The organism is Kitasatospora albolonga, assembly GCA_002082585.1.
Classification (GTDB): Bacteria; Actinomycetota; Actinomycetes; order Streptomycetales; family Streptomycetaceae; genus Streptomyces; species Streptomyces stephensoniae.
Genome location: CP020563.1, coordinates 6,380,743 through 6,397,437, shown reverse-complemented (window position 1 = coordinate 6,397,437; position 16,695 = coordinate 6,380,743). Strand labels below are relative to the sequence as shown.

The window sequence follows — 16,695 nt, the reverse complement described above, 5'->3', positions numbered from 1 at the left end:
TCGATAGTGGCACGGCCCCACCGGCCCCGTCACTGGGGTTTTCCCCCGCGCTCACGGGGTGGCAGCCGGTTCGGCCGCGCGCCAGTCGGGGTGCCCGGGCATCGGCGGGGTCTTCTCCCCGTACAGCCACCCCTCGAAGAAGGCCGTCAGGTCCCGTCCGGCGATGCCGGAGGCGAGCCGGGTGAAGTCCTCGGTGGTCGCCGTACCGTTCCGGTGGACACGGACCCAGGTGCGCTGGAGCCGGTCGAAGGCGGCCTCGCCGATCTCCTGGCGCAGGGCGTAGAGGATCAGGGCGCTGCCGTCGTAGACGACCGGGCGGAAGAGACTCAGTTTCTCGCCCTCGGCCGGGCTGTCCGGGCGGGCCGGCGGGCCGCCGTCCGCCCGCCAGCCGTCGGAGAGCCTGTACGCCTCACGCATCCGCCGTTCCAGGGTCACGCCCCCGTTCTCCTCGGCGTGCAGGGCCTCGTACCAGGTGGCGTGCCCCTCGTTGAGCCAGAGGTCGGACCAGGTGGCGGGCGAGACGCTGTTGCCGAACCACTGGTGGGCCAGCTCGTGGATCATCACGGAGTCGACGTACCACTCGGGGTAGGCGGGCTCGGTGAAGAAGGACTTGCCGAACAGCGAGATCGTCTGGGTCTCCAGCGCGAAGCCGATGCGGCTGTCGGCGACGAGGACTCCGTACGTCTCGAAGGGGTAGCGGCCGACCCGCCGCTCCATCCACTCCAGCTGGGCGGGGGTCTTCTTCAGCCAGGGCTCCATCGTGGCCCGGTCGGCGGCCGGGACGACATCGCGCAGCGGCAGTCCGTGCGGGCCGGTGTGGTGGTGGACGTGGGAGCGGCCGATGGAGACCTGGGCCAGTTCGGTGGCCATGGGGTGCTCGGTGCGGTACGTCCAGGTGGTGGTCGCGCCGTTACGGGTGTGTCCGGCGGGCAGCCCGTTGGCGACGGCCGTGAGGTCCTTGGGGGCGGTGATGCGGAAGGTGAAGTGCGCCTTGTCCGAGGGGTGGTCGTTGCCCGGGAAGACCCGGTGGGCGGCGTCGGCCTGGTTGGCCATGGCGAGCCCGTCGGCGGTGCGGATCCAGCCGCCGTTGCCCGCGGTTCCGGCCGGGTCGCTGGTGTGCCGGACGGTGATGTTCAGGGGTACGCCCGCGGGGAGGCGGCGGGGGGCCTGGATGACCAGGTCCTCGTTCTTGCTGCCGAAGTCGGCGGCCACCCCGTCGACCTCGACGCCCTGGACGGTGCCCCGGGCGAAGTCGAGGTTGATCCGGTCCAGCGGGGCGGTGGTGCGGGCCGTGATCTTGGTGACGGCGTCCAGGGGCTTGGTGTTGCTGCCGTGGTACGTGAAGGCGATGTCGTACGTGAGGACGTCGTACCCGGGGTTGCCCAGCTCGGGGAAGAGCCGGTCACCGATGCCGAGGGGCTCGGGGTCGGGCAGGGCGGCGGCGGCGACGAGGGAGAGCGACGCGGTGGCCAGGAGGGCGGCCCGCAGGCGGCGGGAGAGGAGCGGCATGGACTACCGCTATCAGCGCCGGGCGCCCTCCCGGTGGTGCCGCGCGCCGCACCACCCGAACGGGGCGGGCCCCCGGGCCGCTCCGGTGACGGTCAGCCGGTGGCGGCCGGGTGCTGGGCGCGGCTGACGTCGTAGACCCCGGCGACCTCGCGCATGGCCCGCATCAGGGCGGGCAGCCCGGCGGCGTCGGGGAGCTGGAGGGTGTAGGTGTGCCGGACGCGCTGTTCGCTGGGCGGTTCGACGGTGGCGGAGACGATGGCCGCGTCGGCCGTGGCGATGGCCTCGGTGAGGTCGGCCAGCAGCCGGGGCCGTCCGAAGGACTCCGCGACGAGGGTGACCCGGCAGCCCGCGGCGTCGCTCCCGCCGTCCTCGTCGCGCCAGCGGGCCGCGACGGGGGCGCGGCCGATCTCCCGCATCCGGGCGACGGCGGGGCACTCCAGGCGGTGCACGGTGACGGCGCCGCCCCGGACGACGAAGCCGACCACCTCGTCCGGGGGCACCGGCGTACAGCAGCCCGCCAGCCGGGCCGGGCTCTCCGGGCCGTCGACGACGACGTTGGCCGCGCGGCCCCCGGACCTGGTGCGGGCGGGTGCGGTGGACTGCGGGCCGTCGGCCGCCGGTTCCGTACGGCCGTCGCCGCCGTTCGCTCCCCCGGCCTCCGGGCCGGGGTCGTCGGGGTGGGCGGAGAGCCAGCCGGTGATCGCGATCCGGGCGGCGGGGGTGCGGGCGTGGTCCAGCCACTCGGGGGACGGGCCGGACGCGGTGTCCTGGGCGAGCAGGAGCTGCACGGTGTCCCCGTCGCTGAGGACGGTGCTCAGGGTGGCCAGGCGGCCGTTGACCCGGGCCCCGATGCAGGCGTGCGCCCGCTCCCCGTGCTGGGCGTAGGCGGCGTCGACGCAGCTGGCCCCGGCGGGCAGGCCGAGCGTCCTGCCGTCGGTGCGGAACACGGTGATCTCGCGGTCCTGGGCGAGGTCGGCGCGCAGGGTGGTCCAGAAGGTGTCGGGGTCGGTGGCGGACTCCTGCCAGTCCAGCAGCCGGGAGAGCCAGCCGGGCCGGGTCGGGTCGGCGCGCTCGCCGTCGGAGGGCTCGGCCTGCTGGGGGGCGGTGGCGTCGTGGGCGTACGGGTTGCCGAGGGCGACGACGCCCGCCTCGGCGACCTTGTGCATCCGGTGCGTACGGATGAGGACTTCGGCGACGGCGCCCCCGGGGCCGACGACGGCGGTGTGCAGCGACTGGTACAGGTTGAACTTGGGGGCGGCGATGAAGTCCTTGAACTCGGAGACCACCGGGGTGAAGCAGGTGTGCAGCTCACCGAGGACGGCGTAGCAGTCGGCGTCCTCGCCGACCAGGACGAGCAGCCGGCCGAAGTCGGTGGGGCGCAGCTCGCCGCGTTTCCTGCGGACCCGGTGCACGGAGACGAAGTGGCGCGGCCGGATGAGGACTTCGGCGCCGATGCCCGCTTCCCGCAGGGTGGTACGTACGTTGTCGGCGATGGCGGACAGGGGGTCCTCGCCGCCCGTGGCACCGGCGATGAGGGCGCGGGTCTCCTCGTACCCCTCGGGGTCCAGGATGGCGAAGACCAGGTCCTCCAGCTCGGTCTTGAGCGCCTGTACGCCGAGCCGTTCGGCCAGCGGGATGAGGACGTCCCGGGTGACCTTGGCGATCCGGGCCTGTTTCTCGGGGCGCATCACGGTGAGGGTGCGCATGTTGTGCAGCCGGTCGGCCAGTTTGATCGACATGACCCGGACGTCGTTGCCGGTGGCGACGAGCATCTTGCGGAAGGTCTCCGGCTCGGCGGCGGCGCCGTAGTCGACCTTCTCCAGCTTGGTGACGCCGTCGACGAGATAGCAGACCTCCTCGCCGAACTGCTCCCGCACCTGATCGAGCGTCACCTCGGTGTCCTCGACGGTGTCGTGGAGGAGGGAGGCGGTCAGGGTGGTGGTCTCGGCGCCGAGCTCGGCGAGGATCAGGGTGACGGCCAGCGGGTGGGTGATGTACGGCTCGCCGCTCTTGCGCATCTGGCCCCGGTGCGAGGACTCCGCGAGGACGTAGGCGCGGTGGAGGATGCCCAGGTCGGCGTCGGGGTGGTGGGCGCGGTGCGCATCGGCGACATGGCCGATGGCATCGGGCAGCCGGTCGCGGGGGACGGGGCCGAGCAGCGCCACCCGGCCCAGTCTGCGCAGATCGATCCTGGGCCGGCTCCGCCTGCGGGGCGGGGCGGCGGGATCGGCGGCCTCTGCACTCATGGGGCACCTCCGGCGACGTCGACCGGCGGTGGGGAGAGGCGGACGCTTCTCCGGGCCGGTGCTTGATGCTATCGACCCCACCACGTGGCGCAGTCCGGCTCTCGCCCAGCGTGAAACGGATCACCCATTCGAGCGAAGCTCCGACCGACCACGGTTTCGAACGGGGAGCCGCTCGGCGGTCGGCCGGTCACGGTCCGGTCAAGCGCAGGGCCACGGACCGCTCGGTGGTCGGCCGGTCCGTCGCCCGGCGGTCAGCCCCTCGCCGCTTCGAGCCACGCCGGGTCGATGGTGCCCTCGGCGACGATCACGGCGGCGCCGGTCATGTCGACCGCCCCGTCCGGGTGCTCGGTGATGGTCAGGGTGCCGCCGGGGAGGTCCACCCGGTACGTCACGGGGAGGCCGGTCACCGCCGGGTCCGTGCCGTCCCGGCGGGCGGCGGCGACGGCCACCGCGCAGGCGCCGGTACCGCAGGAGCGGGTCTCGCCGGAGCCGCGCTCGTGGACGCGCATGGCGACGTGGCGCGGGCCCCGGTCGACCACGAACTCGACGTTGACACCCTCGGGGTAGACCGTCGCGGGGCTGACCGGAGGGGCCGAGAGGAGGTCTCCGGCGTGGGCGAGGTCCTCGACGAAGGCGACGGCGTGCGGGTTGCCCATGTTGACGTTGCGGGAGGGCCAGCTGCGCTCCCCGACGGCGACCGTGCCGCTCTCCTCGGGCAGCAGGGCGCGCCCCATGGAGACGGTGATGTCGCCGTCCTTGGCGATGTGGACCTGCTTGACGCCGCCCCGGGTGGCGACGGCGAGCCCGCCCTGCTCGACCAGGCCCGCACGCTGGAGGTGGTGGGCGAAGACGCGCACCCCGTTGCCGCACATCTCGGCGATGGAGCCGTCCGCGTTGCGGTAGTCCATGAACCACTCGGCCTCGGCGGCCATGTCCCGGGCCTCGGGGTGGGCGGCGGAGCGGACGACGTGCAGCAGGCCGTCCCCGCCGATACCGGCCCGGCGGTCGCAGATCTGCGCGACGACGGAGGCGGGCAGCGTGAGGGCGTTGTCCGGGTCGGGGACGATCACGAAGTCGTTCTCGGTGCCGTGACCCTTGAGGAAGGCGATCTGCGAAGTGCTCACAGGGCAACTGTACGAGCCGCCACCGACAGCCCGCGAAACCGGACCCGGACCGCGAGGAGGGTGGGGGGTCAGCGCAGCCGGGCGACGCGCCAGACGGCGAGGGCGACGAGCCCGGCGCCCATGGTCACGTAGAGGGCGATCACACGCCAGTCGGGGCGGTCGCCCGAGCCCCGGGCAGGCAGGCCGGGCCAGGTGTGGCCGACGCGGCGGGCGGCCATCATGCCCCAGCCTGCCGCGCAGCCGCTGATCAGGAGCCCGAGCATGGCGACGACGGCACCGCCGTCACCGAACTCGAAGGCGAGCGGGAAGGCGAACATCAGGGAGCCGACGGCGGCCAGCATGACGATGGGCGCGAGCTGCCAGATCCGCAGTCTGCGGGCGGGCCTGAGCTCGACCTCGACCTCGGGGGCCACGTCCTGCTCGTCGGGCCCGTCGGGGCTCAGCCGCCCCGCGCTCTGCCGCGGCGGCGGTACGTCGTGCTGCTCCGTGTCGCGAGGGCCGGCCTCCATCGCCACGCGCCCTCCCAACTCGGACTGCACTGGTGGATCGATGCTCGATGATGGCACGGTCACGGGCGCCGAATTGACGGGCGGAGCGTCCCGATGCCATCACGTGATCAGGCTGTGACCGCTCGTTCGATCAACGTCAGCGCCCGGTGCGGGAGTTCCTCCCGGTCACGGTGTCCGCCACCCAGCCACCGGACGCGCGGGTCGCGGCGGAACCAGGAGTCCTGCCGACGGGCGAAGCGCTTGGTGGCGCGTACGGTCTCGGCCCGCGCCTCCTCCTCCGTGCACTCCCCCGCGAGCGCCGCGAGGACCTGCTGGTAGCCGAGGGCCCGTGAGGCGGTCAGGCCGTCGCGCAGCCCGGCGGCCTCCAGGTCGCGCACCTCGTCCACGAGGCCGGCCTCCCACATCCGGTCGACGCGCAGGGCGATGCGCTCGTCGAGCTCGGGGCGGTCCACGTCGACGCCGATCTGCACGGCCTCGTAGACCGGCTCGTCGCCGGGGAGGTTGGCGGTGAAGGGCTTGCCGGTGATCTCGATGACTTCGAGGGCGCGGACGATGCGGCGGCCGTTGCTCGCGAGGATGGACCGGGCGGCCTCGGGGTCCTCGGTGGCCAGGCGCCGGTGCAGGAAGCCGGAGCCCTCCTCGGCCAGCTCCTGTTCGAGCCGGGCGCGCACCCCCGGGTCCGTACCGGGGAACTCCAGGGCGTCGATGGCGCCCTTCACGTACAGCCCGGAGCCGCCGACGAGGATCGGCGTACGGCCCTCGGCGAGCAGCCGGTCGATCTCCAGCCGGGCGAGGCGCTGGTACTCGGCGACGCTGGCGGCCTGGGTGACGTCCCAGATGTCCAGCAGGTGGTGCGGGACGCCCGCGCGCTCGGCGGGTGTCATCTTCGCCGTACCGATGTCCATGCCCCGGTAGAGCTGCATGGAGTCGGCGTTGACCACCTCACCGCCGAGTTTCCGGGCGAGGAAGACCCCCAGATCGGATTTGCCGGCCGCGGTGGGGCCGACGACGGTGATGACGCGGGGGGCGGAAGCGGGAGGTGTCACCGGGACAGTCTCCCAAACCTCAGGACGGCGACCGTACGCCGTACGGCGAGTGAAGTCGGCAGGACGCGACAGGTGACGGACAATGGGAGGCGGGAGAACGCTCCCGCAGACCGTCCTCACTGCACGGAAGGTGACCCAATGGGGTTCCTGGACAACCTGAAGGCCAAGCTGGGACCGGCCAAGGAAAAGGTCGGCGACCTCGCGCAGCAGCACGGGGACAAGATCGGGCAGGGGCTCGACAAGGCCGCGCGCACGGTCGACGAGAAGACCAAGGGCAAGTACAGCGACAAGATCGATTCCGGTACGCGCAAGGCAAAGGAAGCCGTCGACAAGCTGGGCCAGAAGGACGACGGCACTCCTGGCACTCCCGGCACCACGCCTCCCCCTCCGCCGCCCGCTTCCTGACCCGGCGGCGGCAGGGCTTGGCCGACGGCGGCCCCGGAACTCTCCGGGGCCGCCGTCGGCCTGTTCGGTTCAGGACCAGGCGGCGACGGTGTAGCCGACCCCGTAGGGCGCGTCCTCGTACAGGAGCCGTCCGCCGAGGCCCGCGCCCCGTGCGGCGCCGCTGAGCAGCTGCCAGGGGGCCCGGCCGGCCGCCTTCAGTTCGTACGCGAGGGTCTCGTCCAGGGCGTCGAGTGCGGCGAGGTCCGCCGTACCCAGCGCCTCGGTGGCCCGGGCGTCGAAGGTCTCGGCCCGCTCGTCCAGGTAGCCGGGCGCCTTGAGGGTGCGGCAGGCGCTGCCGTCGCCCATGACCAGGAGCGCGACGCGGTCGGCGCGGGCGGCCAGCTCCTGTCCGGCCCGCGCGCACGCGGCGGCGGGGCTGCGTTCGTCGACGGCGAGCCCCTCGACCGCCGCGCCCGGGGTGCCCGCCCAGCGGGCCCGGTCCAGCAGCCACGCGCCGACGGCGAGGGAACCGGGCAGGGGTGGTTCCGTGGCGGCCTGGGCCGCCTCCGGGCCCAGGGTGACGTCGAGGCCGACGCCGAAGCCCCGGAACGAGCCGTGCGCGCCCGCCGGGTAGCTCCCCGCGGTCCGGCCGTCCCCCGGCCCGACGACCACGAGCAGATCGGGGCGGGAGGCAGCGAGCACCCCCACCGCGTCCAGGCACGCGGCGCGTGCCGGGTCGAGTTCGGGCGCGGCCCCGGCGGCGACCTCGGGCACCAGGAGCGGCGGACAGGGGCACACGGCGGCGGCGACAAGCATGCCGGTCAGCGTACTGGGCAGGGGGACAGCCCACCGCGCCCCCGTACGGCGAGGGCAGCTCGCGCCACCCCGGCCCGGCCGACGGCCCGCCGCCCACGATCACTCCGACCCGGCTGGCGATCCATCGCCCCCGGTCACCCGGCCCGGCGGTCCGTCACCCTCGGGCACCCTGCCCGGCTGGCGATCCATCGCTCACGGTCACCCGGCCCGGCGTTCCTCGCACCCGGCCACCCCCGCCCGCCCGGCGGCCCGCCGCCCCCGTACGGTCAGCCGATCCCGCAGGCCGGTGCCGCGGCGGCCGGGAGCGGGGCCGGGGCGCCGATCGTGGGGAGGCCGAGCATCACTCCGGACGGCTTGGCGGCGGCTGCCGTGGTGCGCTTCTCCCAGGCGTCGCCCGCGCGGGTGGCCCGTACCGCGAGCGGGGTGCCCTCGGCGAGCAGGTGGTGCGGGGCGGCGTAGGTGATCTCGACGGTCACCACGTCACCGGGGCGCACGGGCTGCTCGGGCTGGGTGAAGTGGACCAGGCGGTTGTCGGGGGCCCGGCCGGAGAGGCGCTGGGTGGCGCCGTCCTTGCGGCCCTCGCCCTCGGCGACCATGACCTCCAGGGTGCGGCCGACCTGCTTCTTGTTCTCGTCCCAGGAGATCTGCTCCTGGAGGGCGGACAGCCGCATGTACCGCTCCTGCACGACCTCCTTGGGGATCTGCCCGTCCATGTCGGCGGCCGGGGTCCCGGGGCGCTTGGAGTACTGGAAGGTGAACGCGTTGGCGAAACGGGCCTCGCGGACCGCGTGCATCGTCTGCTCGAAGTCCTCCTCGGTCTCGCCGGGGAAGCCCACGATGATGTCGGTGGAGATGGCGGCGTCGGGCATCGCGGCGCGCACCTTCTCGATGATGCCGAGGAAGCGCTCCTGGCGGTAGGAGCGACGCATCGCCTTCAGTACGCGGTCGGAACCGGACTGCATCGGCATGTGGAGCTGCGGCATCACATTGGGCGTCTCGGCCATGGCGGCGATGACGTCGTCGGTGAAGTCGCGGGGGTGCGGCGAGGTAAAGCGGACGCGCTCCAGGCCCTCGATCTTCCCGCAGGCGCGCAGCAGCTTGGAGAACGCCTCACGGTCGCCGATGTCGGAGCCGTACGCGTTGACGTTCTGGCCGAGCAGGGTGATCTCGGACACGCCCTCGGCGACCAGGGCCTCGATCTCGGCCAGGATGTCGCCGGTGCGGCGGTCCTTCTCCTTGCCGCGCAGCGCCGGGACGATGCAGAAGGTGCAGGTGTTGTTGCAGCCGACGGAGATGGAGACCCACGCGGCGTAGGCGGACTCGCGGCGGGTCGGCAGCGTGGAGGGGAACGCCTCCAGGGATTCGGCGATCTCGATCTGCGCCTCCTCCTGGATACGGGCGCGCTCCAGCAGCACGGGCAGCTTGCCGATGTTGTGCGTACCGAAGACGACGTCCACCCAGGGGGCGCGTTTGACGATGGTGTCGCGGTCCTTCTGGGCGAGGCAGCCGCCGACGGCGATCTGCATCCCGGGGCGCCTGGTCTTCATCGGGGCGAGGCGGCCGAGGTTGCCGTAGAGCTTGTTGTCGGCGTTCTCCCGCACCGCGCAGGTGTTGAAGACGACGACGTCGGCGTCGCCGTCGGCCCCTTCGGGGGCCCGTACGTAACCGGCGTCCTCCAGGAGGCCCGACAGCCGTTCGGAGTCGTGGACGTTCATCTGGCACCCGTAGGTGCGCACCTCGTAGCTCTTCTGGACGTCCACTGCTTCGCTCCGGTTGCCGCTGCTCATGTGACCAGGGTAGGCGGTTGCCGGGCACACCCTCCCCCGGCCCGGTCCGCCCTCGCGGCCGGGCCTGGTCAGGGCGGCGGTGAGCTGGCAGGATCGCGCGCATGCTCCGCGCCCCCTCCCGATCCGGCCGACGCCTCGCCCTCCAGACGGGCGCCGCGCTCACGGTCGTGCTCGGGCTGCTCGCGTGGTGGCTCCTTCCTCTGGGCGAACAGACCCCGAGCGGGACGCTGACCTTCTCCACGGGGGTGCCGAGCGGGGTCTACCAGCGGTACGGGGAACGGCTGGAAGGCGCCCTTGCCAAGGACATGCCGGAGGTCTCGATAAGGCTCCGCAACAGCGAGGGGTCCCAGCAGAACCTCGCGCGGGTGGCGGCGGGGGAGGCGGACTTCACCATCGCCACCGCCGACGCCGTGGCCACCTATCTGCGGGACGGCAAGCCCGGAGCCCACCGGCTGCGGGGCATGGTGCGGCTGTACGACGACTACGTCCAGCTGGTCGTCCCGCGCGGCTCCGACATCGACAGGGTCGCCGATCTGCGGGGCAAGCGGGTCGGCGTCGGCCAGGAGGGCTCCGGGGTCCGGCTGGTCGCGGACCGGCTCATGAAGGCCGCGGGCATCGACCCGGCGCGGGATGTGACCGCGGTGTCGGCGGGGATCGACACCATGCCGGACCGGCTGGTCGACAGGGAGCTCGACGCCTTCTTCTGGTCCGGCGGGCTGCCGACCGGGGCGGTGCAGATGCTGTCGGAGCGCTATCCGGTGCGGCTGATCCCGCTGGAGGCCGGTCTGATCAGGAAGCTCCAGTCCCAGGGCGGCTCCGCCCGCTACTACCGGTCGGCCCTGATGCCCGCCGACGCCTACCGCCACGCCCAGCAGGGCCAGGCGGTGCCCACGGTGGCCGTCGCCAATCTGCTCATCACCACGGACCGTACCGATCCGGCCATGACCGAGGCTTTCACCCGGACCGTGATCAACAGCCGGGACCGGATCGGGCGCGAGGTGCACGCGGCGCAGCTGGTGGACCTGCGCACGGCGATCTACACGGACCCGCTGGACGTGCACGAGGGCGCGAGGAACTACTACCGCTCGGTCAAGCCCTGACCGGGCACCACCGCCGCCCGGTCACGCCCTGAGCCGGTTGTTCTCCCCCGGGGCCGCCGCCCCGGGCCTCACGGGACGGGTGGCAGGTCGCGCGGCACCGAGACGGTGACCCGCAGGCCGTGCGGCTCGTGCTGTTCGTACGTGATCGAGCCGCCGCCCGCCGCGAGCAGCACGCGGGAGATGGAGAGCCCCAGCCCCGACCCGCTCACGTTCTGGTGGCGGGTGGAGCGCCAGAAGCGGTCCCCGACGCGTTCCAGCTCCTGTTCGGTGAGGCCGGGCCCCCGGTCGGCGACCACCACGGTCGTCGCGGCGGCTCCCGGGGTGACCGTGACCCGTACGTCCTCTCCGGCCGGCGTGAACTTCAGGGCGTTGTCGATGACCGCGTCCAGCGCGCTGGAGAGGGCGACGGGGTCGGCCCAGGCGGTGGCGGCCGGGGCCCCGTCCTGGACCAGGCGCACGCCCTTGCCGTCCGCCATCGGGCGCCAGGAGGCGACGCGCTCGGCGGTCAGCGGGACGATGTCGATCAGCTGGAGGTCCGCCTCGGCGTGCTCGGCCAGCGCCAGGTCGAGGAGGTCGTCCAGGACCCGGGCCAGCCGCTTGCCCTCGGTGCGTACGGCGGCGATCTCCTCGTTGCCCTCGGGCAGCTCCAGGGCGAGGAGCTCGATACGCAGCAGCAGCGCGGCGAGCGGGTTGCGCAGCTGGTGGGAGGCGTCGGCGACGAAGGCGCGCTGCTGCTCCAGCACGTCCTCGACGTTGTCGGCCATCTCGTTGAAGGACCGGGCCAGACGTCTCAGCTCGGGCGGCCCCCCGGCGGCGGCGACCCGGGAGCGCATCCGGCCGACGGCGATGTCGTGGGTGGCCGCGTCCAGGACCCGTACCGGCAGCAGCACCCAGCCGGTGAGCCGGACGGCGGCACCGACCGCGACCAGCATGGCGAGGGCCTCGCCGAGGGCGATCAGCAGCCAGGTCCGGAGGATGCGGGAGCGCATCTCGTCGGTGGGCGAGTCGATGACGACCACGGCGACGACGTCGCCGTCCCGCACGACGGGCGAGGCGACGACGACGCGGCCCCGCTGCCAGGGCCAGACCTGCGGGGGGTCGTGCGAACGGCGGCCGAGCAGCGCCTCGTTGAAGGCGGTGCGCCCCGCCCCCGTCTCGGGCAGCGTCCAGGTCTGCGGCGCCTTCGCCAGGGCCTGGTCGTTGCGGTGGAAGATACCGGCCCGGATGCCGTAGACCGCGGCGTAGACCTCCAGGTCGGTGGCGAGCGTCTGACGGCGCTCGTCGTTGGCCGGGACGGTGTCGGTGATGGACTGGGCGAGGGCAGCGAAGCGGGCGGTGTCGTCGATCCGGTCGATGACCAGGCGCTGCTGCTCGGCGGCGGCCACGCTCACGGCGAGCGGGAGGCCGAGGGTGAGCAGGACGGCCGCCATCAGCGTGATGAGCAGCGGAAGGAGACGGGCGCGCACCGGGGACGTACCCGCCCGTTACGCGGACGGCGGGACGAGCCGGTAGCCGACGCCCCGCACGGTCTCGATGAGGGCGGGCAGCCGCAGCTTGGAGCGCAGGGAGGCGACGTGCACCTCCAGCGTGCGCCCGGTCCCCTCCCAGCTGGTGCGCCAGACCTCGCTGATGATCTGTTCCCGGCGGAAGACCACGCCGGGGCGTTGCGCGAGGAGCGCCAGGAGGTCGAACTCCTTGCGGGTGAGCTGGACTTCGGTGTCGTCGACGCTGACGCGCCGGGTGGGCAGCTCGATCCGTACGGGCCCCAGGCGCAGGGCGGCGACGGGGGTCGGGGCGGTGTCCTCGCCGCTGGTGGTGCGCCGGGCGACGGCGTGGATGCGGGCGAGCAGTTCGCCGGTGTCGTAGGGCTTCACGACGTAGTCGTCGGCGCCGAGGTTGAGGCCGTGGATGCGCGAGCGCACGTCGGCGCGGGCGGTCACCATGATGACCGGGGTCGCGGTGCGCTTGCGGATCTTGCCGCAGACCTCGTAGCCGTCCTGGTCGGGCAGGCCGAGGTCGAGGAGGATCACCCCGAAGGGCTCCTTCTCGGCGGGCAGGAGGGCGCGCAGGGCCTCCTCGCCGTTGCGGGCGTGCACGACCTTGAACCCGTGCCGGGCGAGCACGGCGGACAGGGCCGCCGCGACATGGTCGTCGTCCTCGACGAGCAGCAGTCTCATGGCCCTCCTCTCCGTCTCCCCGGGCCGTGGGGTACCGCCCGGACCCATTGACGTAACCGGTCTCGTTCATGACGCCGTCGCACGGCGTCACGGAGCGGTATCCGATGTTCCGCGCCGCTTCTTGTGGAAGGTCCCCGGGGAGACTTTCCGTTCAGCGGTGCTTCATGTTCATTTCCCGCACAGGGCATCCACGCCGATGACCGGTATGCCAGTCAAGGGGCTGCCGGTTACAGCGGGGTTTCCGTTATGCACCCGGTACGCCCCGGCGCCGTTCGTGGCGTCCCCTTCACGCGGAGTGTCCGGTTGCCGCCGGATCGTTATGCTCAATTTCCGCTCAGATGTAATGACGCTGGTCGCACCGCGTCATTAGTGTCCTTGGAACCCGAGGAGGACGGAGCAAGAAGCCGATGAGCGGAGTTTCAGTGACCAAGGCCGCCGAGGACGCCGCGCCCGCGGGAGACGACCTTGTCGTACTGAGCAACGTCAACAAGCACTTCGGCGCGCTGCATGTGCTCCAGGACATCGACCTGACCATCGCCCGTGGCGAGGTCGTGGTTGTCATCGGGCCCTCCGGGTCCGGGAAGTCCACGCTGTGCCGCACGATCAACCGCTTGGAGACGATCGATTCGGGCGCGATCTCGATCGACGGCAAGCCCCTGCCCCAGGAGGGCAAGGAGCTGGCCCGGCTGCGCGCCGACGTGGGCATGGTCTTCCAGTCGTTCAATCTCTTCGCACACAAGACGGTGCTGGAGAACGTCATGCTGGGCCAGGTCAAGGTCCGCAAGACGGACAAGAAGGCCGCGGAGGAGAAGGCCCGGGCCCTGCTCGACCGTGTGGGCGTCGGGGCGCAGGCCGAGAAGTACCCGGCACAGCTCTCCGGGGGCCAGCAGCAACGCGTCGCGATCGCGCGGGCGTTGGCGATGGACCCGAAGGTCATGCTCTTCGACGAGCCCACGTCGGCTCTCGACCCGGAGATGATCAACGAGGTTCTCGAGGTCATGCAGCAGCTGGCCCGGGACGGGATGACGATGATCGTCGTCACCCACGAGATGGGCTTCGCCCGTTCGGCCGCCAACCGCGTGGTGTTCATGGCGGACGGAAAGATCGTCGAAGAGGCCACGCCCGAGCAGTTCTTCAGCAATCCGCGCAGCGACCGGGCCAAGGACTTCCTGTCGAAGATCCTTCACCACTGACGTCGGCCTTTCACCCCTGGCGTCGATGCCTTCACCACCGGCATCCGGCGGCACCACCGACGTCCGACGACTGACGACAACGACCCACGGCATAAGGAAACTCACATGAAGCTCCGCAAGTCGGCCGCCGTCGCGGCCATCGCCGTCCTCGCCCTGACCGCGACCGCGTGTGGTGGCAAGGAGGGGTCCGCCGGTGACAAACCGGGCGGCGGCAAGGACGGCGCCGAGGCCCCCGCGCTGCCCACGTACACCGCCGCCAAGGACGTCACCCTGGACTCGCCGGTCTTCAAGAATGCGAAGCAGCGCGGCAAGCTGATCATCGGCGCCAAGGCCGACCAGCCCTACCTCGGCTTCGAGGACCAGTCGACCAGGGAGCGCTCCGGCTTCGACATCGAGATCGCCAAGATGATCGCGGCGGACCTCGGTTTCACGGACAAGCAGATCGAGTGGAAGACCGTCGACTCCGGCGTCCGTGAGACGGCCATCTCCAAGGCCCAGGTCGACTACTACGTCGGCACGTACACGATCAACGACGAGCGCAAGAAGCAGGTCGGCTTCGCCGGTCCGTACTACAAGGCCGGCGCGGACCTCCTGGTGCGCAAGGACGACGACTCGATCACCGGCAAGGACTCGGTGAAGGGCAAGAAGGTCTGCTCGATCGTCGGTTCCACGCCGCTCCAGGAGATCAAGAAGCCCGAGTACGGCGCGAGCGTCGTCGAGCTGGCCAAGTACTCCGACTGCGTGCAGCAGCTGCTGACCAAGCAGATCGACGCCGTCACCACGGACGACTCGATCCTCAAGGGTTACGCCGCCGCCAACTCCGGCAAGCTCAAGGTCGTCGGCAAGCCGTTCACCGAGGAGCCCTACGGTGTCGGCCTGGACAAGGACGACAAGGTGCTGCGCGAGGCCATCAACACCTCGCTGGAGAACCGCGTCAAGGACGGCACGTACAAGAAGATCTACGAGGCCACTCTGGGCCTGTCCGGCGCGGACTACATCGACCCGCCGGCCCTCGAGCGCTACTGACACCGTCGGCCCGCCACGGCCGATATCCGTCACCGACGCACCCCGTGTGACTCAGGCGTCCCGTACGCCGCCGCCCGCCCCATGGGCACGGCGGACGTACGGGGCGCCCCTTCCCCTGCCCTGATGCCGCTGACCGCCGACGCGGAGACCTCATGAACGTACTGCTCGACAATTTCCCAGAGTTCCGCGACGGCTTCATAGGAACCGTGTCGATCACCGCCGTCAGCTCGGTTATCGCCCTGGTACTCGGTGTCGTCATCGCCGGTTTCCGGGTCTCGCCGGTGCCGCCGCTGCGGTACTTCGGCACGGCCTGGGTGACGCTGATGCGCAACACCCCCCTGACGCTGCTCTTCCTCATCTTCTTCTTCGTCGTGCCGGAGATCCTCTTCCCGGGGATGAGCCCGTTCGTCCTCGGCTCGCTGGCCCTCGGCTTCTACACCTCCTCGTTCGTCTGCGAGGCGGTCCGCTCCGGCATCAACACCGTGCCGCTGGGGCAGGCCGAGGCCGCCCGCTCGATCGGTATGACGTTCGCCCAGACCCTGCGCATCGTGGTGTTCCCCCAGGCGACCCGGACCGTCATCCCGCCGATGAGCAGCATCTTCATCGCGCTCACCAAGAACTCCGCGATCGCCGGCGCCTTCAGCAACACCGAACTCTTCGGCTGGCAGAAGCTGATGAGCGACCAGGGGTACGCGATCATCCCCGTCTTCATCTGGGTGGCCCTCGGCTACCTGGTCGTCACGTTTACCATCAGCGGCCTCTTCCGGCTGCTGGAGCGTCGCATGGAGGTCGCCCGATGAGCGCCAGCGTTCTCTACGACGCCCCGGGTCCCAAGGCCGTCGTCCGCAACCGGATCTACGCCGTCGTCGGCACCCTCGTCATCGCGGCCCTGATCGGCGTCAGCGTGCTGCGGCTGGCCGACAAGGGCCATCTGGCCCCCGAGATGTGGGACATCTTCAACTACGCGGGCATCCGGCAGAACATCGCCGACGCCCTCGTCGCCACCCTCAAGGCGTTCGGTCTGGCCGCGATCGGCTCGCTCGTCCTCGGTGTGGTGCTCGCGGTGGGCCGCCTCTCCGACCACAAGCCGGTCCGCTGGGCGGCGACCACCTTCATCGAGCTGTTCCGCTCGCTCCCGCTGCTCATCACGATCTACGCGATCTGGGTCGGCTTCCTCACCGACCACTCGATGTGGGCGCTGGCCGCGGGTCTCTCCGTCTACAACGGCTGTGTCCAGGCCGAGGTGCTGCGCGCCGGCGTCAACGCCGTTCCCCGGGGCCAGAGCGAGGCCGCGTACGCGCTCGGCATGAGCAAGACGCAGGTCATGGTCACCGTCCTGATGCCGCAGGCCATCCGGTCGATGCTGCCGACGATCATCAGCCAGCTCGTGGTGACCCTCAAGGACACCTCGCTCGGCTTCATCATCCTGTACCCGGAGCTGCTCCAGACCGCGCGGCTGATCGCCTCCAACACGCAGGTGAACGGCCAGTACCCGTACGTCTCGACGATCGCCGTCATCGGCACGATCTACATCGTGCTCTGTCTGCTGCTCTCGTCGCTGGCCACCTGGATCGAGAAGCGCGGCCGCCGCGCCAAGACCGGCATCGCGGTAGCGCCGGCCGTCCAGGCCCCCGGGACCATCGACGCGACGGCCGGCACGTTCGGCACGAACGCCGACGGTGCGGGGGGCGCAGGGGGCGCAGGCGCCGCGACCGACGGTGCCGGTGGGGCCGGAGTGGCGAAGGACTGACCCTCACCGGTCTCTCCCGGCGGAAGCA

15 protein-coding genes are annotated in these 16,695 nt (G+C 71.8%); 6 read left to right on the top strand and 9 right to left on the bottom strand.

Annotated features, from left to right (window positions below; all coding sequences use genetic code 11):
* Window positions 1-51: 51 nt before the first annotated feature.
* From B7C62_28425 to B7C62_28405, 5 genes are all read right to left on the bottom strand, one after another.
* On the bottom strand, window positions 52-1,509 hold the full coding sequence (locus tag B7C62_28425; GenBank protein ID ARF75748.1) for a zinc metalloprotease: 1,458 nt from the start codon (window positions 1,507-1,509) through the stop codon (window positions 52-54).
* A gap of 92 nt (window positions 1,510-1,601) precedes the next feature.
* Window positions 1,602-3,755, bottom strand: a complete 2,154-nt coding sequence (locus B7C62_28420) for a bifunctional (p)ppGpp synthetase/guanosine-3',5'-bis(diphosphate) 3'-pyrophosphohydrolase (protein ARF75747.1) — start codon at window positions 3,753-3,755, stop codon at window positions 1,602-1,604.
* 251 nt (window positions 3,756-4,006) lie between these two features.
* Window positions 4,007-4,879, bottom strand: coding sequence for a diaminopimelate epimerase (locus tag B7C62_28415; protein ARF75746.1), 873 nt, complete (start codon window positions 4,877-4,879; stop codon window positions 4,007-4,009).
* A 68-nt stretch (window positions 4,880-4,947) separates the two neighbouring features.
* Entirely contained in the window at window positions 4,948-5,388 is a 441-nt protein-coding gene (locus tag B7C62_28410; protein ARF75745.1) for a hypothetical protein, read from the bottom strand.
* A 107-nt stretch (window positions 5,389-5,495) separates the two neighbouring features.
* A complete protein-coding gene (locus tag B7C62_28405; protein ARF75744.1) occupies window positions 5,496-6,434 on the bottom strand; it encodes a tRNA (adenosine(37)-N6)-dimethylallyltransferase MiaA in 939 nt (312 codons plus the stop codon).
* Between the two features lie 138 nt (window positions 6,435-6,572).
* Here B7C62_28405 and B7C62_28400 point away from each other — a divergent pair, with 138 nt between their 5' ends.
* Window positions 6,573-6,839: a hypothetical protein gene (locus B7C62_28400; GenBank protein ID ARF75743.1), complete on the top strand. Its 267-nt coding sequence runs from the start codon at window positions 6,573-6,575 to the stop codon at window positions 6,837-6,839.
* 69 nt (window positions 6,840-6,908) lie between these two features.
* On the opposite strand, the gene B7C62_28395 is transcribed toward B7C62_28400, so the two are convergent.
* Both B7C62_28395 and B7C62_28390 read right to left on the bottom strand, forming a co-directional pair.
* Complete coding sequence (locus tag B7C62_28395) at window positions 6,909-7,634, bottom strand: hypothetical protein (GenBank protein ARF75742.1); 726 nt, start codon at window positions 7,632-7,634, stop codon at window positions 6,909-6,911.
* 266 nt (window positions 7,635-7,900) lie between these two features.
* Window positions 7,901-9,421, bottom strand: a complete 1,521-nt coding sequence (locus B7C62_28390) for a tRNA (N6-isopentenyl adenosine(37)-C2)-methylthiotransferase MiaB (protein ARF75741.1) — start codon at window positions 9,419-9,421, stop codon at window positions 7,901-7,903.
* A 101-nt stretch (window positions 9,422-9,522) separates the two neighbouring features.
* Here B7C62_28390 and B7C62_28385 point away from each other — a divergent pair, with 101 nt between their 5' ends.
* Window positions 9,523-10,521: a hypothetical protein gene (locus B7C62_28385; GenBank protein ARF75740.1), complete on the top strand. Its 999-nt coding sequence runs from the start codon at window positions 9,523-9,525 to the stop codon at window positions 10,519-10,521.
* Between the two features lie 68 nt (window positions 10,522-10,589).
* Here the strand turns inward: B7C62_28385 and B7C62_28380 are convergent, their stop codons facing one another.
* Complete coding sequence (locus tag B7C62_28380; GenBank protein ID ARF75739.1) at window positions 10,590-11,987, bottom strand: histidine kinase; 1,398 nt, start codon at window positions 11,985-11,987, stop codon at window positions 10,590-10,592.
* A gap of 18 nt (window positions 11,988-12,005) precedes the next feature.
* Window positions 12,006-12,698, bottom strand: a complete 693-nt coding sequence (locus tag B7C62_28375) for a DNA-binding response regulator (protein ID ARF75738.1) — start codon at window positions 12,696-12,698, stop codon at window positions 12,006-12,008.
* Between the two features lie 407 nt (window positions 12,699-13,105).
* On the opposite strand from B7C62_28375, the gene B7C62_28370 reads away from it, so the two are divergent.
* The 4 genes from B7C62_28370 to B7C62_28355 all read left to right on the top strand — a co-directional run bounded on the left by B7C62_28370 (window position 13,106) and on the right by B7C62_28355 (window position 16,667).
* The gene (locus tag B7C62_28370) at window positions 13,106-13,891 is read left to right on the top strand and encodes a glutamate ABC transporter ATP-binding protein (GenBank protein ARF75737.1); all 786 of its coding nucleotides are present in this window, start codon (window positions 13,106-13,108) and stop codon (window positions 13,889-13,891) included.
* A 105-nt stretch (window positions 13,892-13,996) separates the two neighbouring features.
* A complete protein-coding gene (locus B7C62_28365; GenBank protein ID ARF75736.1) occupies window positions 13,997-14,917 on the top strand; it encodes an ABC transporter substrate-binding protein in 921 nt (306 codons plus the stop codon).
* Window positions 14,918-15,069: 152 nt separating this feature from the next.
* Window positions 15,070-15,717, top strand: coding sequence for an amino acid ABC transporter permease (locus tag B7C62_28360; protein ID ARF75735.1), 648 nt, complete (start codon window positions 15,070-15,072; stop codon window positions 15,715-15,717).
* Entirely contained in the window at window positions 15,714-16,667 is a 954-nt protein-coding gene (locus B7C62_28355) for an amino acid ABC transporter permease (GenBank protein ID ARF75734.1), read from the top strand. Before B7C62_28360 ends, B7C62_28355 begins: the two co-directional genes overlap by 4 nt.
* Window positions 16,668-16,695: the final 28 nt, after the last annotated feature.

Bases quoted from the DNA above. Each gene is read 5' to 3' on its own strand.
- B7C62_28420 (ARF75747.1), bottom strand. From the start codon at position 3,755: ATGAGTGCAGAGGCCGCCGATCCCGCCGCCCCGCCCCGCAGGCGGAGC.
- B7C62_28355 (ARF75734.1), top strand. From the start codon at position 15,714: ATGAGCGCCAGCGTTCTCTACGACGCCCCGGGTCCCAAGGCCGTCGTC.
- B7C62_28370 (ARF75737.1), top strand. From the start codon at position 13,106: ATGAGCGGAGTTTCAGTGACCAAGGCCGCCGAGGACGCCGCGCCCGCG.
- B7C62_28400 (ARF75743.1), top strand. From the start codon at position 6,573: ATGGGGTTCCTGGACAACCTGAAGGCCAAGCTGGGACCGGCCAAGGAA.
- B7C62_28375 (ARF75738.1), bottom strand. From the start codon at position 12,698: ATGAGACTGCTGCTCGTCGAGGACGACGACCATGTCGCGGCGGCCCTG.
- B7C62_28390 (ARF75741.1), bottom strand. From the start codon at position 9,421: ATGAGCAGCGGCAACCGGAGCGAAGCAGTGGACGTCCAGAAGAGCTAC.
- B7C62_28410 (ARF75745.1), bottom strand. From the start codon at position 5,388: ATGGAGGCCGGCCCTCGCGACACGGAGCAGCACGACGTACCGCCGCCG.
- B7C62_28360 (ARF75735.1), top strand. From the start codon at position 15,070: ATGAACGTACTGCTCGACAATTTCCCAGAGTTCCGCGACGGCTTCATA.
- B7C62_28425 (ARF75748.1), bottom strand. From the start codon at position 1,509: ATGCCGCTCCTCTCCCGCCGCCTGCGGGCCGCCCTCCTGGCCACCGCG.
- B7C62_28365 (ARF75736.1), top strand. From the start codon at position 13,997: ATGAAGCTCCGCAAGTCGGCCGCCGTCGCGGCCATCGCCGTCCTCGCC.
- B7C62_28385 (ARF75740.1), top strand. From the start codon at position 9,523: ATGCTCCGCGCCCCCTCCCGATCCGGCCGACGCCTCGCCCTCCAGACG.
- B7C62_28395 (ARF75742.1), bottom strand. From the start codon at position 7,634: ATGCTTGTCGCCGCCGCCGTGTGCCCCTGTCCGCCGCTCCTGGTGCCC.